Source organism: Lewinella sp. LCG006, assembly GCF_040784935.1.
Taxonomy (GTDB): Bacteria; Bacteroidota; Bacteroidia; order Chitinophagales; family Saprospiraceae; genus Lewinella.
Genome location: NZ_CP160680.1, coordinates 2,923,800 through 2,940,517, shown reverse-complemented (window position 1 = coordinate 2,940,517; position 16,718 = coordinate 2,923,800). Strand labels below are relative to the sequence as shown.

Sequence of the window (16,718 nt, the reverse complement as noted above, 5' to 3'; positions counted from 1 at the left end):
AATATAGCATTTTGGCCTCGCCAAAGCAGGGTATCCTACCAAGTACCCGTACCTTGTAACCGAACCATCATTAGCTTCAACACATGAAAACCATCGACCTCAACTGCGACATGGGTGAATTGAAGACCGGCCAGGATCGCAACTATGATACGGAGATCATGCCCTTTATTTCCTCCTGCAACATTGCCTGTGGATTCCACAGCGGGACGCCGCAACTTATGACGCAAACGATTCGGGCGGCCATTCAGCATGACGTGAAAATTGGTGCGCATCCTTCGTACCATGATCGAGAAAACTTTGGCAGAAAGTCGCTACAAGTCGACCCAGAGGCACTGATGGCCGATTTGCTTTACCAAATTTACGCCCTCAAAGGTATGGTCGAAAACCACGGCCAACGCCTCCACCACGTGAAACCCCACGGAGCACTCTACAATGATTTATTGGTAAACGATACACTGGCCGAACGCTTCGTAAACACTGTTAAAACCATCGACCCTGCCCTCAAAATTGTAACTTTAGCAAACGCAAACATCGTTGCTTATTGCAGGACTCAGGGAGTCGGTGTTATTCAAGAAGGTTTTGCTGATCGGAGGTACGAGCAGGCAACACAGCTAAGAAGCAGGAAGTACCCAGACGCTGTGCTTCACGATCCGCAAGAAGTATTGGCACAAATAGCAGGATTCATGAAAGGTGAAGTAAGCCTGGCCAATGGCAAAACCGCAAAAATAGCCGTAGATACCATCTGCCTACATAGCGATACCCCGGGAGCCGTAAGCTTAAGCCAAACCATTTATCATTACCTCAAAGAACATGACATCAAAATCATTGCACCTGAATAATTCGGACTTCGAGGTTCAAAATTTCAACAATGACTTTCTGTTGATTCGGGCTATGGAAGAGGGCACATTGGCCACCTTGGGGAAACTCCTGTTTGAAAAACAGTTTGACTTCATCGACGAAGTCATTGTCACCGAACAAGAGATCTGCTTAAAATTAAACGAGCTTTTTGACGACCAAAAACCCGAGCTTTTCACCAAGCTCCAAGCCTCCAACCAGAGCGTAACCAACACCTACCGCCTGCCCATCTATTTTTCCGATCACGACGACTGGCAGAAGGTCTGCGCCAATACGGGCTTTGGCAAAGAAGAAATCATCCAGCAGCTATTGGATACAGACTTTACGGTGGCGATGTTTGGCTTTTTGCCGGGCTTCATCTACCTCAATGGCTTACCCAGCGGCTTACACGTGCCCCGCAAGTCGGTGCCCGCAAAATATGTGAAGGCCAATTCTGTCGCTATTGGTGGCAAATACTTGGGTCTATACGCGCTTGATAGTCCAGGAGGCTGGCACGTTATCGGCAGAGTCCCCCTTTCCATCCTGCAAATACCCCAATTGCCTCCCCTTCCGCTGAATTTAGAAGACCGGATACAATGTGTTCGTATCACCGCAGAGGAGTATGCCCACATCAATGCCCAACAACTCAACCTCATCGCCTACAATGCCTAGCTTCGAGATCATCAAACCAGGCCTGCTTACAACCATCCAGGATGCAGGTCGCCAGGGCCTGGCCTACTACGCCATCCCCCCATCGGGTGCTATGGATAGCAATGCAGCCAGGATTGCCCTCCTCTTATTGAACCAGGCAGGAGATGCTCCACTCATCGAGTGCACCTCCGTAGCGCCGACGATAAAGTTTCATGATGCGACAAAAATCGCCATCAGCGGAGCCGATTTTCAGTGGACACTCAACGATGCCCCGGTAGTGGTGCATACCGTTATCTCGGTACAACCTGGAGATACGCTCAGCGGTAAAATGGCTACGAATGGCCTGCGGGGCTACCTTGCCATCAATGGCACTTTGCTGGTAGATAAAGTTTACAACTCCTATGCTACCTACCTCAATGCCGGGATCGGAGGCTATAAAGGTCGCGTGCTCAAAAAAGGAGACATTATTGAATGGGAAAGCAGCAAGGAGGAAGGCTACCCTGTAAATACCATTCCCCTACTACCGGGTCCAGAGTTTCGCTGGCTAAGCGCAGCTGCCCAGCACCAGCTACAAGACATCACTTACACCATTGGCAGCGATAGCAATCGCATGGGACTGCGCTTGCGTGGTGAACGACTTGAAAGTACGAGTTACCAATTGGAGCACAGCCTGCCAGTCTTGCCGGGGTTTGTCCAATTGCCCCCGAGTGGCTTGCCCCTCATCCTTCTTCAGGATGGGCAGGTTTCCGGTGGCTACCCAAGAATCGCTTATTTGCGGGAGCGGTATTTGGCGGTTTTGAACCAAATCCCGCTGGGGGGAGAAGTGCGGTTTAGGTTAACCTAGGACCCCTTCCAACCACTCTCTTTCCAACATGGGCTTGGTGTGTTGTAAATCATCTTGGAGCTTGGTCCATTTTTTACTTTGCTTGTTGTGCTCGTATTTCAGGACGCGCAATAAGAGGTGGAGAAAATGAATGTAGGCCGATTTGTTGTGAGCAGACAACTTACTTCGCCGCACTTTTTTCTCCAGCGCCGAAATACGGTTATAGATCAGTTCGTCTTGCTGTACATAGTAGATTTTAATCAGCAGTACATCGGCCAGAATACTGTAATTGACATTTTCGAAATTGCAATAGATCAGTTTTTCCTGCGCTGTCTGGTATTCGCCATTTGCGAAAAGCACTTCCGCTTCACAAAGGCTATGGGCTTCCTCAGGGTAGCGAGTGCCCGTGATGTGATCATATGGATACGCTCTCAGGACTTCTTTGGCCCAGCTGATTTCGCCCAGTTTCGTGGCTAGGTTTATCATCGATTTCAACGTAGCGGGCATCAATTTACCATTGACCTGTAAGTACCCTTCTTCCAGGTGTTCCTTAAAAATATTGAATAACTTTTGAAGCAGTTCCACGCCTGTAGCTTCTCTGTGGTATTGCAATGATAGAAAATAACGGTAAAAAGCCATCAAGTTCCGAAACTTACCCGCCTCTATTTCTTCTTTCTTAGCTTTTAGTGCAACCACAAAATCCTCTAAAGCCAAAGGCGTAGGCGGAGCAGATAACCAGGTCAAGATGGTTTTGTAATACCCTGCCAAAAGCGTGTGAAAACTGGGATAATCTTGATAAACATCTACGATTAAGGAAGCGGTCTGCTTTTCATTGACTGTATTATAATCACTCAGCTTTCGCTGAAAAGCTAGAATAGTCGTCGTTTCTAACTTTTGCGTAGCATAAAATTGATCCAGGCAACGATCGGTCTCCGCTATATTAGCATCGTCGGTGTAGGTATTAAAAGTACTGCAAAATGTAGCAACTTCAGCTTCCAGCAAAAAGGAATCCAAATAATAATTGGCATCTCGATTACCTTGGCTGGCGTGGTTTTTCCGGAATTGTTTTACCAATTGCCAAAAACGCTCCTCGTAATTATGGAGCCGGTAGAAACTAGCCAGGGAGATCACCTGTTGTGCAGCAAACTTAGGAGATTGTACATGCTCGAAAAACAAAAAGTCTTTCATCTTCGCAAACAAATCCGACGATAATGCGTCAATGGGATTTTTTTTCTTCTCGACGAAAGGGCGATCTGGATAAAAATGCTGGTTAAGTTTTGCTTTTTCCAAATTAGCTGGAGTATCCTCACTTAACGCACTTTTGACCAGCTCAAAAAGCTCGATGATTTTCTGGGAATTGTATCCGCTGTTGTGGTAGGGGGAATTTAGAAAATCAGCCAGACGATTCAATTGCTCATCCGACAAGTTAGTGACGACTTCAATGATACGGGAACTTATCAAAGTGTAGTGTTTTCAGAAAAATATAAAAATGTGTCCTTTTTTCGGGTATTGATCCCTCCTATCTTCGTGAAAGAGAAAAAAAACAATACTGAACAATGAAACATTTATCCCTAAAATTAATCTTTCTGCCGCTAATCTTATTAACGATTATCAAAGGCCTAAACGCACAATCCAACTGCACCCTGCCCGCTACACCTAACCTATATGTCATTTCGACGTCGACAAATAGTGCAGAAATCGCCTGGACAGAAGTACCGGGAGCTCCTGCTTACGAGGTCGAAACCGTAGAAGTCAGCAGTGGCAACACCGTATCACTTCTAACGGTCACTGACAACACTGTTATTATTACAGGTTTGCAACCGGGTACGGAGTACGATATTTACGTCACCACCCTCTGCGACGATGGTTCACCCGGTGATACTGCTAACCTTCGGTTAACTACCGGTATTGTTGTGGTAGATGTTATTATTCAACTTTCATGTGATCCGGCAAGTATAAATACCTATAATAATAACATCTACAATCCTAACGATGCCATTACTTACAACCTAGACCACAACCAAGTGATCGTGTTTGATGGTGAAATAACCGCTGGCAATAATGCGGGACCTTTCAAACTATTGTTCAAAATGAACAACAGTAACAATAACAACCCTCCCGAGTTATTTGCGAGTACAACAGCAGATTTTGAAACGCGTGTAGAATTTCTCAGCAATAGCCCCAATGGAGGGCTTACAAGAGTAGACTACCGCACATCAGGAAATGGCACCTTCCAGCCCCTGGCTTACTTCTCTCCATCATTTAGTAGCTATTCAACCCTGGAACTCACTTGGCTAGAAAACGTAAATGTCAACTATACCAGATGCAACAACACCGGTGGAAGAGGAAAAATCAATGGTGATCAAGACCGTAGTGAATTAGAAGTAAGCCCAAACCCAACTAACGGCTGGTTGAGTATCCTAACTCACGAAGACACAGCCGTACTTATCACGGATGTCAACGGCCAAATTTGGTACGAGTCGGAACTCTTTGGTGGCGAGCCTCACGAAATTGATGCTACCGACTGGCCGAATGGTACCTACATTATCCGAACCATTGAAAATGACGAGGTCGTAAACACCCTCCTCTTCAAAACGAATTAATCCCTACTACCCGATTGAAGCTGCTCCATAACACCGGAGTGCTTCAAATCGGGCCAGTATCCATCTTTATTTCTGACCATCAAAGCGTAGTGACCTACAAGGCCACTCCCTTAAACACCTATGCCTCCACAGTCCGGTTTTAGGAGGCTACCCTAGTGCTTGAGCAGGTGCGCAATGCTCTCTGTACAGGGTAGAGATTGGCTTAACAACAAGCACGGTCAACAGGACTATTCACCATTTTTTTAACCTTAATTTCATTAATCATGTTTCTCAAAAAACTTTCCCTTCCATTCGTACTGATCGCTTTTTCTTTGCTGATGATCCAATGCACCACCAGCAGCACCCCAGATGATGTGCCAACCATTGATGTCTACAATACGGATTTAATGGGGCTGGATGCCAAGTATACCACAACGGTAGTGGCCAAATTCACACAAGGTGTGCCCACTACCACCCTCAGTATGGAAGAATTCCAAACCATGTTCCAACAAGTTGCTCAAACGACCCAGGAATTAGACGGCTCACTGGTCAACTACTATGTAGAAGCCAAAGAAGGTGGCCCCAATGGTCAAGACTACTTTCTGATTCTTAATGGTGAACTGGCTGATGGTACTTACCTGAAATCCGGCTTTTTGCTCACGTCAACCAGCGGTGGAATGACCATCGCCAGCAGTATCAAAGGCCGCCCGGTGCATCACTTTAGCTGCCGGGGTTCCTTCTGCAACAACTGCACCTATGTTTACAACCTCAACGGGGTGGTTGATTGCGGTTGTGCAACATGGGGAATCAATGATTGCTACAAGTACTACCCTGACCAGGATCCTACGTAGGGCCTGATTGACATCTACTGGCTTTTGCACTTACGCTCTCTAATCACCATCCCAAATTCTTATCCATCTAAAGTTCAGTAAATGTTAGCCTCGATCCTCAGATCTTCTGTTGGATCGAGGCTTTTCAGTATCGGTAAGCCCTCAACCAAAAACAGGCCACCCCGATTATCTCGGAGCAGCCTGTTTTTTCTAGCACCGTTATCTGGAAAAAGCAAGAGGATACGGTCAAATTCACGACCCACAAATCCCTTTACCTTCTACCAAATACCTCGTACCATTCTATCCATTCATGGAAGAGAGGAACTCATCGTTGCTGGAAGTATGGATCATATTTTTGCGCAAGAAATCGAAGGCTTCGTCCGGCTTCATGTCCGAGAGGTGATTGCGCAGGATAAACATCCGTTGTAGGGTGTCTTTGTCCATGAGCAAGTCTTCGCGGCGGGTGCTGGAAGAAGTAAGGTCGATGGCTGGATACATCCGCTTGTTGGCGAGATTGCGGTCCAGTGAAAGCTCCATGTTGCCGGTACCTTTGAATTCTTCGAAGATCACGGTATCCATCTTAGAACCTGTCTCGGTAAGCGCGGTCGCCAAAATGGTGAGGGAGCCACCGTGCTCGATATTACGGGCAGCACCAAAGAATTTCTTAGGCTTTTGTAGGGCATTGGCTTCTACACCACCAGAAAGTACCTTGCCACTGGCAGGAGCCACAGTGTTGTAAGCACGTGCCAAACGAGTGATAGAATCTAGCAGGATCACTACATCGTGACCACATTCTACCATCCGCTTTGCCTTTTCGAGTACTACACCCGCCACACGTACGTGGTTGTCGGCAGGCTCATCAAACGTAGAGGCAATAACTTCTGCTTTCACGCTACGCTTCATGTCCGTTACTTCCTCAGGACGTTCGTCGATGAGTAGGATAATCAGGTATGATTCGGGGTGATTTTTAGAAATAGCGTTCGCAATATCTTTCAGTAAGAAGGTCTTACCAGATTTTGGTTGTGCCACAATTAAGCCACGCTGTCCTTTTCCAAGGGGCGTAAACATATCAATCAGGCGGTTACCGAAATCGCGGCCGGTAGGAGAGGTGGTCAGCTTGAAGCGCTCCGTCGGGAACAAAGGCGTGAGGTAATCAAAAGGTACACGCTCGCTCACATCTCTAGGATCCAGACCATTGATCTTGGATACGCGCAACAAAGCAAAGTACTTCTCTCCTTCTTTCGGAGGGCGTATAGCGCCTTGTACCGTATCCCCTGTGCGCAGACCAAATAATTTGATCTGAGAAGGAGAAACGTAAATATCATCAGGAGAGGTGAGGTAGTTGTAATCAGCAGAACGAAGGAAACCGTAGCCATCAGGCATCATTTCGAGGATACCTTCGCCTTCAATGATACCGTCTAATTCGATATCGAATACATCTTCAGGCTTCTCTTTGGGCTCACGACGAGGCTTTTCCTCTCGTTGTGGCTTATCGTTGCGATCAGCAACATTGTTCTGCTCTTGGCGATCATCGTTTTGATCCTCTTGAACGTCATTTTTTCTGCGACGATCATCTCCATCACGGCGATCATCGCGGTTATCACGACGGTCACGATTGTCACGGCGGTCATCTCCATCACGGCGATCATCACGGTTGTCACGACGGTCACGATTGTCGCGGCGGTCATCTCCATCACGGCGGTCGTCGCGGTTGTCACGACGGTCACGATTGTCACGGCGGTCATCCCCATCACGGCGATCATCGCGGTTGTCACGACGGTCACGATTGTCGCGGCGGTCATCTCCATCACGGCGGTCGTCGCGGTTGTCACGGCGGTCACGATTGTCGCGGCGGTCATCCCCATCACGGCGATCATCGCGATTGTCGCGACGGTCACGCGTATCGCGGCGGTCTTCGTTTCCTTCTTCTCTTTTATCATCGCCTTGCGTACCACGCTTGCGTACGGCTCTAGCACGGCGAGCAGCGCGCTCTTCTTCCGAATCGCGGGGATGGTCAGCTGCTTTTTTATCTTCTTTCTTGTCGGTCTGCTTGTCGTCATCTTTTTGACGAGCGGAGCGATCATTACTTGGCTTTTCAGCCGGAGCTTTGCTTTTGGGTTTATCGTCCTTAGGTGCAGGCGTTGAACCACCAGCGGCGCCAACAACGGCTTGGTGATCCAGAATTTTAAGGATTAGTTCTTGTTTATTGAGGCGCTTGTAGCTGGTCATACCCATTTTCTCAGCCAGATCCTTCAGCTCGGGGACGAGCATGTCATTCAACTGCAAAATATCAAACATATCGAGTAATGTTACTTTTTCTTGTACGGAAAGTTTAGGAGAGTAGATGATTTTGGGAGGTCCCAAAATTGAGGGTGCAATAATGCGTCAAGGGCTTTTCTTACTGACTTGGATTCAACACGAAGCTCCCCGCAGCATTCGGGGAATGAAAAATGACGTCATGTCAACCAGGGAAAAATAAGAATTGCTGTAAAGATGCTCAACCAAGGATTGTAGGGACTACAAAGGTGGACGAGTAGCTTGGCATGTTTGCTCGGCAAAAATAGCGTTATTTTTTTAATCCAAATACTATCTTTGCAAAAAATAGTGATTTTTGGTAATTTTTTCCTGCTTTCTATTGTATTAAACAGGTAAACAAGCAAAAAGTTAGATGCTCAGAACCTCATTTATCCGCGAAAACCTCGACCAGCTCAAAGCTGGCCTCCGCAAACGCAACTTCAAAGAAGAAGATTTGCAGATTGTTGATCAGGTATTGGTCCTCGATGATCAGCGCAAAGCGCTGCAAACGGAACTAGATAGTACCTTGGCTACACGCAATCAGCTATCCGACCAAATCGGCGACCTCTTCAAGTCTGGCCAGAAAGATAAAGCCACCGAGCTTCGCCAGGAAGTTACGGAGCTTAAAGAAAAAGCCAGCACCCTGGAGCAGGAACTAAAAAATACCGTAGAGGAGCTGCAAAATGCCCTTTATACCATTCCCAATATGCCTCACACTTCCGTCCCTGCCGGAAGCACCGACGAGGACAATGAGGTCTACAAAGCCTGGGATGGACCGATGCCTCAATTGCCGGAAAATGCTCGCCCCCACTGGGAGCTCGCCAAAGAACATGATCTATTTGATCTGGAATTGGGCGTCAAAATCACCGGTTCTGGCTTCCCATTGTACCGGGGTAAAGGTGCGCGTTTGCAACGTGCATTGATCAACTTCTTCCTGGACGAAGCTGCGGCTGCCGGCTACGAAGAAATTGTGCCTCCGCATCTCGTTAATGAGGAGACCGCTACCGCCACCGGACAACTTCCCGATAAGGAGGGGCAGATGTATTACGTCAACGAAGATGATCTTTACCTCATCCCTACCGCCGAAGTACCCGTGACCAATGTATACCGTGATGTCATTCTTAATGAAGAAGATTTCCCCATCAAGATGACGGCTTACACGCCTTGTTTCCGCCGGGAGGCTGGTTCTTACGGTGCTCACGTAAGGGGGCTTAATCGCGTACACCAGTTTGACAAAGTAGAAATCGTCCAACTCCAGCACCCTGACAAGTCTTACGAGACCCTCCAGGAGATGCTGAAGCACGTGGAAGGCATCTTGCAAAAGCTCGAACTCCCTTACCGTATTCTGCGTTTGTGTGGAGGAGACCTTGGTTTTACTTCTGCGCTAACTTTTGATTTCGAAGTGTATTCAGCGGCCCAGGAGCGTTGGTTGGAGGTGAGTTCTGTTTCTAACTTTGAAGACTTCCAGGCCAATCGTCTCAAACTGCGTTACCGTACCGAGAAAGGCACCCAGCTGGCCCACACCCTCAACGGTAGTGCCTTGGCGCTAGCTCGTATTTACGCAGCATTGCTGGAAAACAACCAGACGGCAGATGGAATTGTTTTACCCAAGGTCTTGCACAGTTACACGGGTTTCGCTAAAATCTAAGCGTAGCTCCATCAGGTAACTTTTGACCAGGATTTGCGTCTCAAATTTTAAAACCTTAACCAATGGGATATTTTGTCATCGTAGGTATCTTTTCTTTGATCGGTATGGTCGTGAGCAATCGGCTCAAGTCCAAGTTCGCGCGTTACTCCCATGTTCCGCTGGCTAATGGCCGTTCGGGAGCTGAGGTAGCACAGGAGATGCTTGACCACTATGGTATTCACGACGTAAAGATCACACAGGGGCAAGGAATGCTGACGGATCACTACAACCCGGCCACAAAGACGGTAAGCCTTAGTCCAGAAGTATATCACGGTCGCCACGTAGCCGCAGCAGCCGTTGCTGCTCACGAATGCGGGCATGCGGTACAGCATGACACCGCCTATGCGTGGTTGAAGTTTCGCTCGGCCATGGTACCTGCCGTTAGTTTTGCCGCTAAAGCACAGCAATACCTTTTGCTTTTTGCCTTGGGGATGTTTGGCGTAGGAGGCAGCAACTTTTTATTGTACATCACTATTGCAGCTTTTGGGATCACGACCCTTTTCAGCTTGGTGACGCTACCCGTAGAATTTGACGCCAGCAACCGGGCGCTCGCTTGGCTAGATGAAAGCCGCTTTGCTCGTGGCCGTGAATACGACGGTGCAAAAGATGCCCTGTGGTGGGCAGCTACCACTTATGTAGTAGCCGCTTTATCCTCTTTGGTCGTACTGTTGTACCTTATCATGAGTCTAGCGGGCCGCGACTAGTTTTATAAGTATTTTGATATTCTTGCGCTGCTGTTTATCTTTGGGGGCATTTTTATCGGGATACTCCATTTTCCTTTTTTTATTGAATGACTTATGACACAAGAAGATATTGAAGAATACTTTTCCATAGCTAAATCCAGCATGGATGACAGTATTGAACACCTCGAAAAAGAATTGGCAAGAATCAGTACCGGTAAAGCCAACCCCAATCTCGTGGGCGGGCTTATGGTAGATTACTATGGTTCACCAACGCCAATGAGCCAGGTTGCCAACTTATCGGTAGCAGATGCTCGAACAATTACGATCCAGCCTTGGGAAAAAAGCATGATTGGCCCGATCGAAAGAGCCATCTTTGAAGCGAACCTGGGTGTTACGCCACAAAACGACGGTACAATGGTTCGTATTTCCATTCCGCCACTTACGGAAGATCGTCGTAAGCAGCTGGTCAAGGCTGCCAAAGACAAAGGAGAAGATGCCAAAGTAAGTATCCGGAGTGTTAGAAAAGACTTGATGGATGGCATCAAAAAGGCCGTCAAGGATGGCTATCCAGAAGATGCTGGAAAACGCGCAGAAGACGAAGCCCAGAAGCTGGTTAAGTCCTACGAAGCGAAAGTAGATGCCCACATCGAACACAAGGAGGGTGATATTCTCACGATTTAATCACCTGAAGGTTAGGATACTTTGATTATTCCTCTTACCTTTGCGACACTTTTGGAAAAAGCGGCAGTCTTTCGCTGCTAGTAAATATAAAAGCGATGAAAAGAACATTTAATCCTTCCCGCAGACGACGCAGCAACAAGCATGGCTTCCGCTCGCGCATGAGCAGCAAGAACGGGCGCAAGGTACTGGCACGCCGCCGGGCCAAAGGCCGTCACAAACTGACCGTCAGCGATCAGAAACACGTGAAGTAATTTACTTGCACTGTTTTCTAACGCAAAAGCGCTTCCAGCCCACGGCTGAAAGCGCTTTTTGTGTTTGTAGTCCTCCAAGGCAGACTGTTAATTTAAATTATCTCCACGCAAAGCCCGGAATCGCTTCCGTGCTTCTACCGCAAAAGTACTGTCGGAGTAGTCAATGAATAGATTTTCATACAGCGTCATTGCCTTTTCCTTATCTCCCAGGAATTTTTCGTACAACTCTGCCAAGGCAAAAAGGGAATTATCGGCGCGGATATCTTCCGGGAATTTTTCAACAATCTGCTCATAGAGTTCGGCAGCAGCCTGATATTCCCGCTTTTTACGGAATACACTTGCCTTCAGGTACATGATGTCATCCTGTAAAGAATGATCAGGAAAAGCGATTAAAAGGCTATCCATTTTAGCGAAAGCTGCATCAAACTGGTTACGGAAGACCAACAAATCAGCATCGGCATACATTTGCAAAGCTTGAGTGGTTGTATCCAACCCAAGGTTATCCATAATGAAAACCGATAAGTCCAGCGCATCGTTGGCGATAAGCTTCGACGTGGATGCTTTCAGTACATCAAACTGTGCTTGGGCCCACTGAAAATCACCATTGTAATAGGCCAGGCGAGCGTTACGGAACCGGGCTTCGTGGCCCAATATATCTTCCTTGAACGCTTTATCCACCTGTGAGTACAGCAAGGTAGACTCCCAAATATCTCCTTTCATCAAGTAATAATCTGCCAGCGCCAACTTACCGCGCGCCTGCACATTAGGATCTGTTGCGGGGAAATTGGTCATTTCTTCCAGCAATGCAATACTACTATCCAGCTTATTCATATAGATGGCTTGCAATTCCGACAGTTCCAGAATAATTGCAGCGGTTGCTCGGTTGCGACCAAATTCATCTAAGAAAAACAAGTATTCTTGCTCCAACTGGGCAAGCTCTTCCTGTGTGTAGGCATACCCTTCTACCAGCTTGGCCCGACGGGCACGTAAGGCCTGACGTTTGGCGTCGAGGTACAAAGTAGAAGCTTGTCCTTTCTCTTCTACCAGATAATCAAAAGCCTGAATGGCCGCATCATAATCTTTATCTTCCATGGCCACCTCTCCCAATTCGTAGATCCGTAGGCCATTCTCATTCAAACGACGATCAAGCGCTTTTACCTGTCGTAAGGCATTGCGATAATCTTTACGCTGTACAAACACCCAGGCAAGAAGCTCCGGTAAGACCGGATTGTCGTTACCACCCTGAATTTTTTCGTAAAGCTGGGTTTGCAATTCCTGGTAATCTGCTTCTGACAGGTAACGTTGAAAGATAATCTTGAGCTGGCTGATTCGGTCAGGATTGTCATCCATGGCGTTGAGGTAAGCGCCAATCATCGGCTGGCTCTCGCCCATTCTCCGGTAAAGGTCACCAAGGTTATAGGAGAAGATACGTTGGTCTCGTAGTAGCTCAGCGCCTTTCTCGTAAGTTTGAATCGCAAGGTTGTACTTCGTTTGCCGAATAAAAGCATTGGCCAAACGAGTGACCGAGTACTGGTCGGCGGGTAAATTCGCGATAGCTACTGCATATTGTTCATCTCCCTCTTCATAACGCCCCAATCGTTCCAGGAGCGTTCCGTAAGAGACATAAAGCTGGACATTGCCATCATTGCGCCGAATTTGACGTTTGATGACCGTCTCTGCCTCGGAATAATTATCTAAGGCCAGTAAACAATCGAAATACCGATCGAAGAAAAAATCGTTATTGCCATTGCTCTGGTACAGATCGGCATAGAGTTCTGCTGCTTTTTCGTACTCTCCATTTTGGAAATACTGCTGCGCGAGGCGTGCATTTTGAGCACTTCCAATGGTCAAGCTCATTAAGCTGACGATCAGCACTATCAGGTATCGTATCATTGTCTATAATCTTATATTCTTCTCTTACTATACGTTCTGCAAGGTAGAGATCACTGTGCATTAATAAAAACGGTACCCCGTCATAAAAGTTGCTTGGGCAGTAAAAAGACAAATGGCTAAGCTGCCGGAAGCAACTTAGCCATTTTTATCACTTGGAAGTAGAAATAAGTAATTCTTACTTCCTGTTTTTTACTCAAGCTTAAACTTCACCGGCAGGTTGAACTGCACCCGCACTGCGCGACCGCGCTGCTTACCCGGTGTCCATTTAAGACCTTGTTGGTTCATCAGCTGTACTACACGTAGCGCTTCGTCACCACACTGAGCACCGATGTCACGTACTACGCGAGCATCCGTTACGGTACCGTCTTTCTCTACAACGAAGGTAACTACAGCAGTTCCCTCTACACCATTTTCCCGCGCAATCGCTGGGTACTTGATATTTTTGTAGATGAATTTCAGCAACTCCGTTTGAGCACACGCTTTTTTCTCTTCTTCAGAGCCCTTGTCTTCACAACCAGGGAAACGTGGCATCTGCTCTACCACTTTGAAGATTTCCTCCACTGCTGGTGGCGGTGGTGGGGGTGGTGGCGGTGGAGGTGGAGGTGGAGGCCCCTTGTCAATCTTTACAGGTACAACGTCATCGACACTTGTACTTGCATCTGCCTGCGTATCATCCTCCAGGATGGTATCATCAGGTACTTCTTCAATCACCGGTGGCGGTGGAGGGGGCGGTGGAGGGGGTTCTGCCGTACGGGGAGGCTCTTCCATAATGATGTCGTCCTCCATTTCGAGGGCACCTTCCGGAATGTCGATTTTTTCTTCCAGGTTAGACCAGCCGAAAGCCATGACCGAAAGGCCAATAGCTACCACTAATCCGAGGTTGAAAAACGTTCCGCTCATTTTGAAAGCGTCTACCTTCTCGTATTTGGTACGGTTTGCGAAAGGGCTGCCTGACTCTGCCAGATTTCCCGCCAATCCTTTTTCCGTCTGCTGACGGAAATAGGAGCGCATCCAGATTCCCAAACCGACAAGGGCTAAGATCAGTACAACCAGCATCAGCAATAGAGCCGAGCTGTTTGCCCAAAAGCCACCATCGAATCCTGCCTGAATATCAAGCAGAAAAATAGGTAATCCCAAACCACCCTTTGCAAATAATAGCATAGTCATGCGAAAAAGGGTTTATGAATGATAAAATAATTTCAATAACAATAATGCGCCAAAAGCGCCGATAATATTAGCAACAATGTCCCACAATTCAAAATAGCGATCAGGAAAAAAGCCATATTGAATGCATTCCATTGCTACTCCGTAGCTACTAGCCAAGATAAATGGCCAATAATAGACACGATTGGTATTTGGGAAATAAGGCTTTAGGGAAAAAAATAATCCCGTAGCCAATATTCCGTAGACACCTGCATGTCCAAACTTATCTGGTGTCATTAGCCAATCAATCCGGGGTAATTGTGGCCCTGGCATGGTTGACAAATAGAAAATGACCGTTGCCCAAATAAGCGTAAGAAAAAAAGATATTAAAGAACTACGCCGTGCAAGATGCATACCCAAAGATTTTTGGTGGGTAGATCAATAATTTTTTTTTCACTGTAATAAACTAAGGGACGGGAAAAAAATAAGTCAAGCAACTTTCGATTTTTTAAAATTTTCTAAACAACTGACTGAAAGAAAGTTGTGTGAAAAATTTCAAAAATCACTAGAGAATGTTGCTGGATTTATTTCCGTCAAATTACTAAGGCAAAGACGCTGCATAATCTTCTGCGGAAAGCAGTCCATCCAACTCAGTTTTATCACTGATCTTAATCTTCACTATCCAACCTTCCCCGTAAGGGTCACGATTGATCAAGGTAGGGTCATCCCCTTCTGAATCATCAAGCTGCTTGTTGAACTCGAGAATTTCACCACTGATGGGCATGAATAACTCAGAGGTTGTTTTCACCGCCTCTACCGTTCCAAATTCATCGCCAGCACTTAGTGTCTCTCCTACTGTCTCAACTTCTACATAGACCAATTCGTCCAATTCTTTTTGTGCAAAATCGGTAATGCCTACGTAGGCAATATCACCTTCTACCCGAATCCATTCGTGGTCTTCGGTATAACGGAGTTCCTTAGGAATATTCATTGGTAAAAATTATGCGTTTTGTTTTTTCAAAAATGCCTTCACCCAATCTGTCGTGAGTGATTTTGGGCGTTCTAGTGGCATTCCTAATGCACGTGACCAACAACCAGCTGCCAATACACCCAGTGCACGAGAGACACCGAAAAGTACCGTATAGTAGCTGTACTCTGTCAGTCCGTAATGTACCAGGATAGCACCGGAGTGAGCATCCACATTAGGCCAAGGATTTTTCACTTTGCCCAGCTCACCTAGAATACCAGGCACCACATCAAACACTTTCCAAACGACCTGTACGATATCACTATCGGCCAGGTTTTCTTCCGCATAGCGCTTCTGCGCCATAAAGCGGGGATCGGGCTGACGCAATACGGCGTGGCCATAACCAGGAATCACCTTACCTTCAGCGAGGGTTTTGTTTACGTAATCAGCGATCTGCTCTTTGGTTGGCGTACGTGTACCCAGTTCTTCGAGCATTTCGAAGATCCACTTGATCACCTCCTGGTTGGCTAGTCCGTGAAGTGGGCCCGCCAAAGAAGTCATCCCTCCAGCAAAGGACAAATAAGGATCACTCAGGGTAGAACCTACCAGGTGAGCCGTATGCGCCGAAGCGTTACCTCCTTCGTGATCCGCGTGAATCGTGAGGTAAAGACGCATCAAACTCTGAAATCCTTTGTCAGGAATTCCAAGCATGTGGGCATAATTAGCTGCCCAGTCAAGCTGTGGATCAGGTTCGATGTGTTTGCTATCGTGGAAAGAACGACGATAAATATACGCTGCTACTCGTGGTAGTCGGGCGATCATATTCAAAGTATCCTCATAAACAGGATCCCAGTAATCAGCTTTTGATATACCTTCCCCATAACGGCGAGCGAATACGCTGTCCGTTTGCATGGCGGTGATGGCCAGGATAAACTGGGTCATCGGATGGGTATCTACAGGCAGACTGTCCAACATGGTAAACGTGTGCGCTGGCACATGTGCTCGCTCACGCAATTGATCCGTCAACCAATCGACCTGCTCAGCAGTAGGGATTTCTCCTACCAACATCAACCAAAAAAGACCTTCCGGCTTGGGCTCATTGTCTGGGCCCGTAGGTAATAGTTCTTTCAGTTGAGGAATGGAATATCCGCGGAAGCGAATACCTTCGTTGGCATCAAGCTGGGAAGTTTCCCAAATCATCATCTTGATACCACGTGCTCCGCCAAAAGCTTGGCTGAGGGTCACTTCATCAATTTTGGTATTGCCGTGCTCTTTGAGCAATGCTTTCATTTCGGTGGCCAGGGCTGAGGCCTTCTCGTAAAATCTCTGTTTGAGAGGATCCATTTATAATTCTTAGCGTTATTTAGTTCCTAATAATAATAAAGCAACTCTTGATAT

The 16,718-nt window shown here is 47.1% G+C and carries 16 protein-coding genes; 9 read left to right on the top strand and 7 right to left on the bottom strand.

The window, feature by feature from the left end:
• Positions 1–83: 83 nt before the first annotated feature.
• From AB0L18_RS10450 to AB0L18_RS10440, 3 genes are read left to right on the top strand one after another with little or no spacing between them, the layout of a single operon-like run.
• Entirely contained in the window at positions 84–839 is a 756-nt protein-coding gene (locus tag AB0L18_RS10450; RefSeq protein WP_367392533.1) for a 5-oxoprolinase subunit PxpA, read from the top strand.
• Entirely contained in the window at positions 811–1,506 is a 696-nt protein-coding gene (locus AB0L18_RS10445; RefSeq protein ID WP_367392532.1) for a carboxyltransferase domain-containing protein, read from the top strand. The genes AB0L18_RS10450 and AB0L18_RS10445 overlap by 29 nt, the downstream gene beginning before the upstream one ends.
• Positions 1,499–2,329, top strand: coding sequence for a biotin-dependent carboxyltransferase family protein (locus AB0L18_RS10440; protein WP_367392531.1), 831 nt, complete (start codon positions 1,499–1,501; stop codon positions 2,327–2,329). The genes AB0L18_RS10445 and AB0L18_RS10440 overlap by 8 nt, the downstream gene beginning before the upstream one ends.
• Here the strand turns inward: AB0L18_RS10440 and AB0L18_RS10435 are convergent.
• The gene (locus AB0L18_RS10435; protein ID WP_367392530.1) at positions 2,321–3,769 is read right to left on the bottom strand and encodes a hypothetical protein; all 1,449 of its coding nucleotides are present in this window, start codon (positions 3,767–3,769) and stop codon (positions 2,321–2,323) included. The genes AB0L18_RS10440 and AB0L18_RS10435 overlap by 9 nt on opposite strands.
• Positions 3,770–3,864: 95 nt before the next feature.
• Between AB0L18_RS10435 and AB0L18_RS10430 the strand changes: the two genes are divergently transcribed.
• Positions 3,865–4,911 carry a fibronectin type III domain-containing protein gene (locus AB0L18_RS10430; RefSeq protein ID WP_367392529.1) on the top strand — a complete coding sequence of 349 codons (1,047 nt, stop codon included), beginning with the start codon at positions 3,865–3,867 and terminating at the stop codon, positions 4,909–4,911.
• A 263-nt stretch (positions 4,912–5,174) separates the two neighbouring features.
• Positions 5,175–5,741 carry a hypothetical protein gene (locus AB0L18_RS10425; protein ID WP_367392528.1) on the top strand — a complete coding sequence of 189 codons (567 nt, stop codon included), beginning with the start codon at positions 5,175–5,177 and terminating at the stop codon, positions 5,739–5,741.
• Between the two features lie 279 nt (positions 5,742–6,020).
• Here the strand turns inward: AB0L18_RS10425 and rho are convergent, their stop codons facing one another.
• The gene (rho, locus tag AB0L18_RS10420; RefSeq protein ID WP_367392527.1) at positions 6,021–8,018 is read right to left on the bottom strand and encodes a transcription termination factor Rho; all 1,998 of its coding nucleotides are present in this window, start codon (positions 8,016–8,018) and stop codon (positions 6,021–6,023) included.
• Between the two features lie 370 nt (positions 8,019–8,388).
• Here rho and serS point away from each other — a divergent pair, with 370 nt between their 5' ends.
• The 4 genes from serS (at position 8,389) to rpmH (ending at position 11,317) form a co-directional block, all read left to right on the top strand.
• Positions 8,389–9,663, top strand: a complete 1,275-nt coding sequence (gene serS / locus AB0L18_RS10415) for a serine--tRNA ligase (protein ID WP_367392526.1) — start codon at positions 8,389–8,391, stop codon at positions 9,661–9,663.
• 62 nt (positions 9,664–9,725) lie between these two features.
• A complete protein-coding gene (locus tag AB0L18_RS10410; protein ID WP_367392525.1) occupies positions 9,726–10,406 on the top strand; it encodes a zinc metallopeptidase in 681 nt (226 codons plus the stop codon).
• Positions 10,407–10,499: 93 nt separating this feature from the next.
• Complete coding sequence (frr, locus tag AB0L18_RS10405) at positions 10,500–11,066, top strand: ribosome recycling factor (protein WP_367392524.1); 567 nt, start codon at positions 10,500–10,502, stop codon at positions 11,064–11,066.
• A 95-nt stretch (positions 11,067–11,161) separates the two neighbouring features.
• On the top strand, positions 11,162–11,317 hold the full coding sequence (gene rpmH / locus AB0L18_RS10400) for a 50S ribosomal protein L34 (protein ID WP_367392523.1): 156 nt from the start codon (positions 11,162–11,164) through the stop codon (positions 11,315–11,317).
• Positions 11,318–11,404: 87 nt separating this feature from the next.
• On the opposite strand, the gene AB0L18_RS10395 is transcribed toward rpmH, so the two are convergent.
• The 5 genes from AB0L18_RS10395 to AB0L18_RS10375 all read right to left on the bottom strand — a co-directional run bounded on the left by AB0L18_RS10395 (position 11,405) and on the right by AB0L18_RS10375 (position 16,664).
• On the bottom strand, positions 11,405–13,210 hold the full coding sequence (locus AB0L18_RS10395; RefSeq protein ID WP_367392522.1) for a tetratricopeptide repeat protein: 1,806 nt from the start codon (positions 13,208–13,210) through the stop codon (positions 11,405–11,407).
• A gap of 189 nt (positions 13,211–13,399) precedes the next feature.
• A complete protein-coding gene (locus AB0L18_RS10390; RefSeq protein ID WP_367392521.1) occupies positions 13,400–14,377 on the bottom strand; it encodes an energy transducer TonB in 978 nt (325 codons plus the stop codon).
• Between the two features lie 12 nt (positions 14,378–14,389).
• Complete coding sequence (locus AB0L18_RS10385) at positions 14,390–14,767, bottom strand: VanZ family protein (protein ID WP_367392520.1); 378 nt, start codon at positions 14,765–14,767, stop codon at positions 14,390–14,392.
• A gap of 187 nt (positions 14,768–14,954) precedes the next feature.
• A complete protein-coding gene (gene gcvH, locus AB0L18_RS10380; RefSeq protein ID WP_367392519.1) occupies positions 14,955–15,344 on the bottom strand; it encodes a glycine cleavage system protein GcvH in 390 nt (129 codons plus the stop codon).
• Between the two features lie 9 nt (positions 15,345–15,353).
• On the bottom strand, positions 15,354–16,664 hold the full coding sequence (locus AB0L18_RS10375; RefSeq protein ID WP_367392518.1) for a citrate (Si)-synthase: 1,311 nt from the start codon (positions 16,662–16,664) through the stop codon (positions 15,354–15,356).
• Positions 16,665–16,718 lie beyond the last annotated feature (54 nt).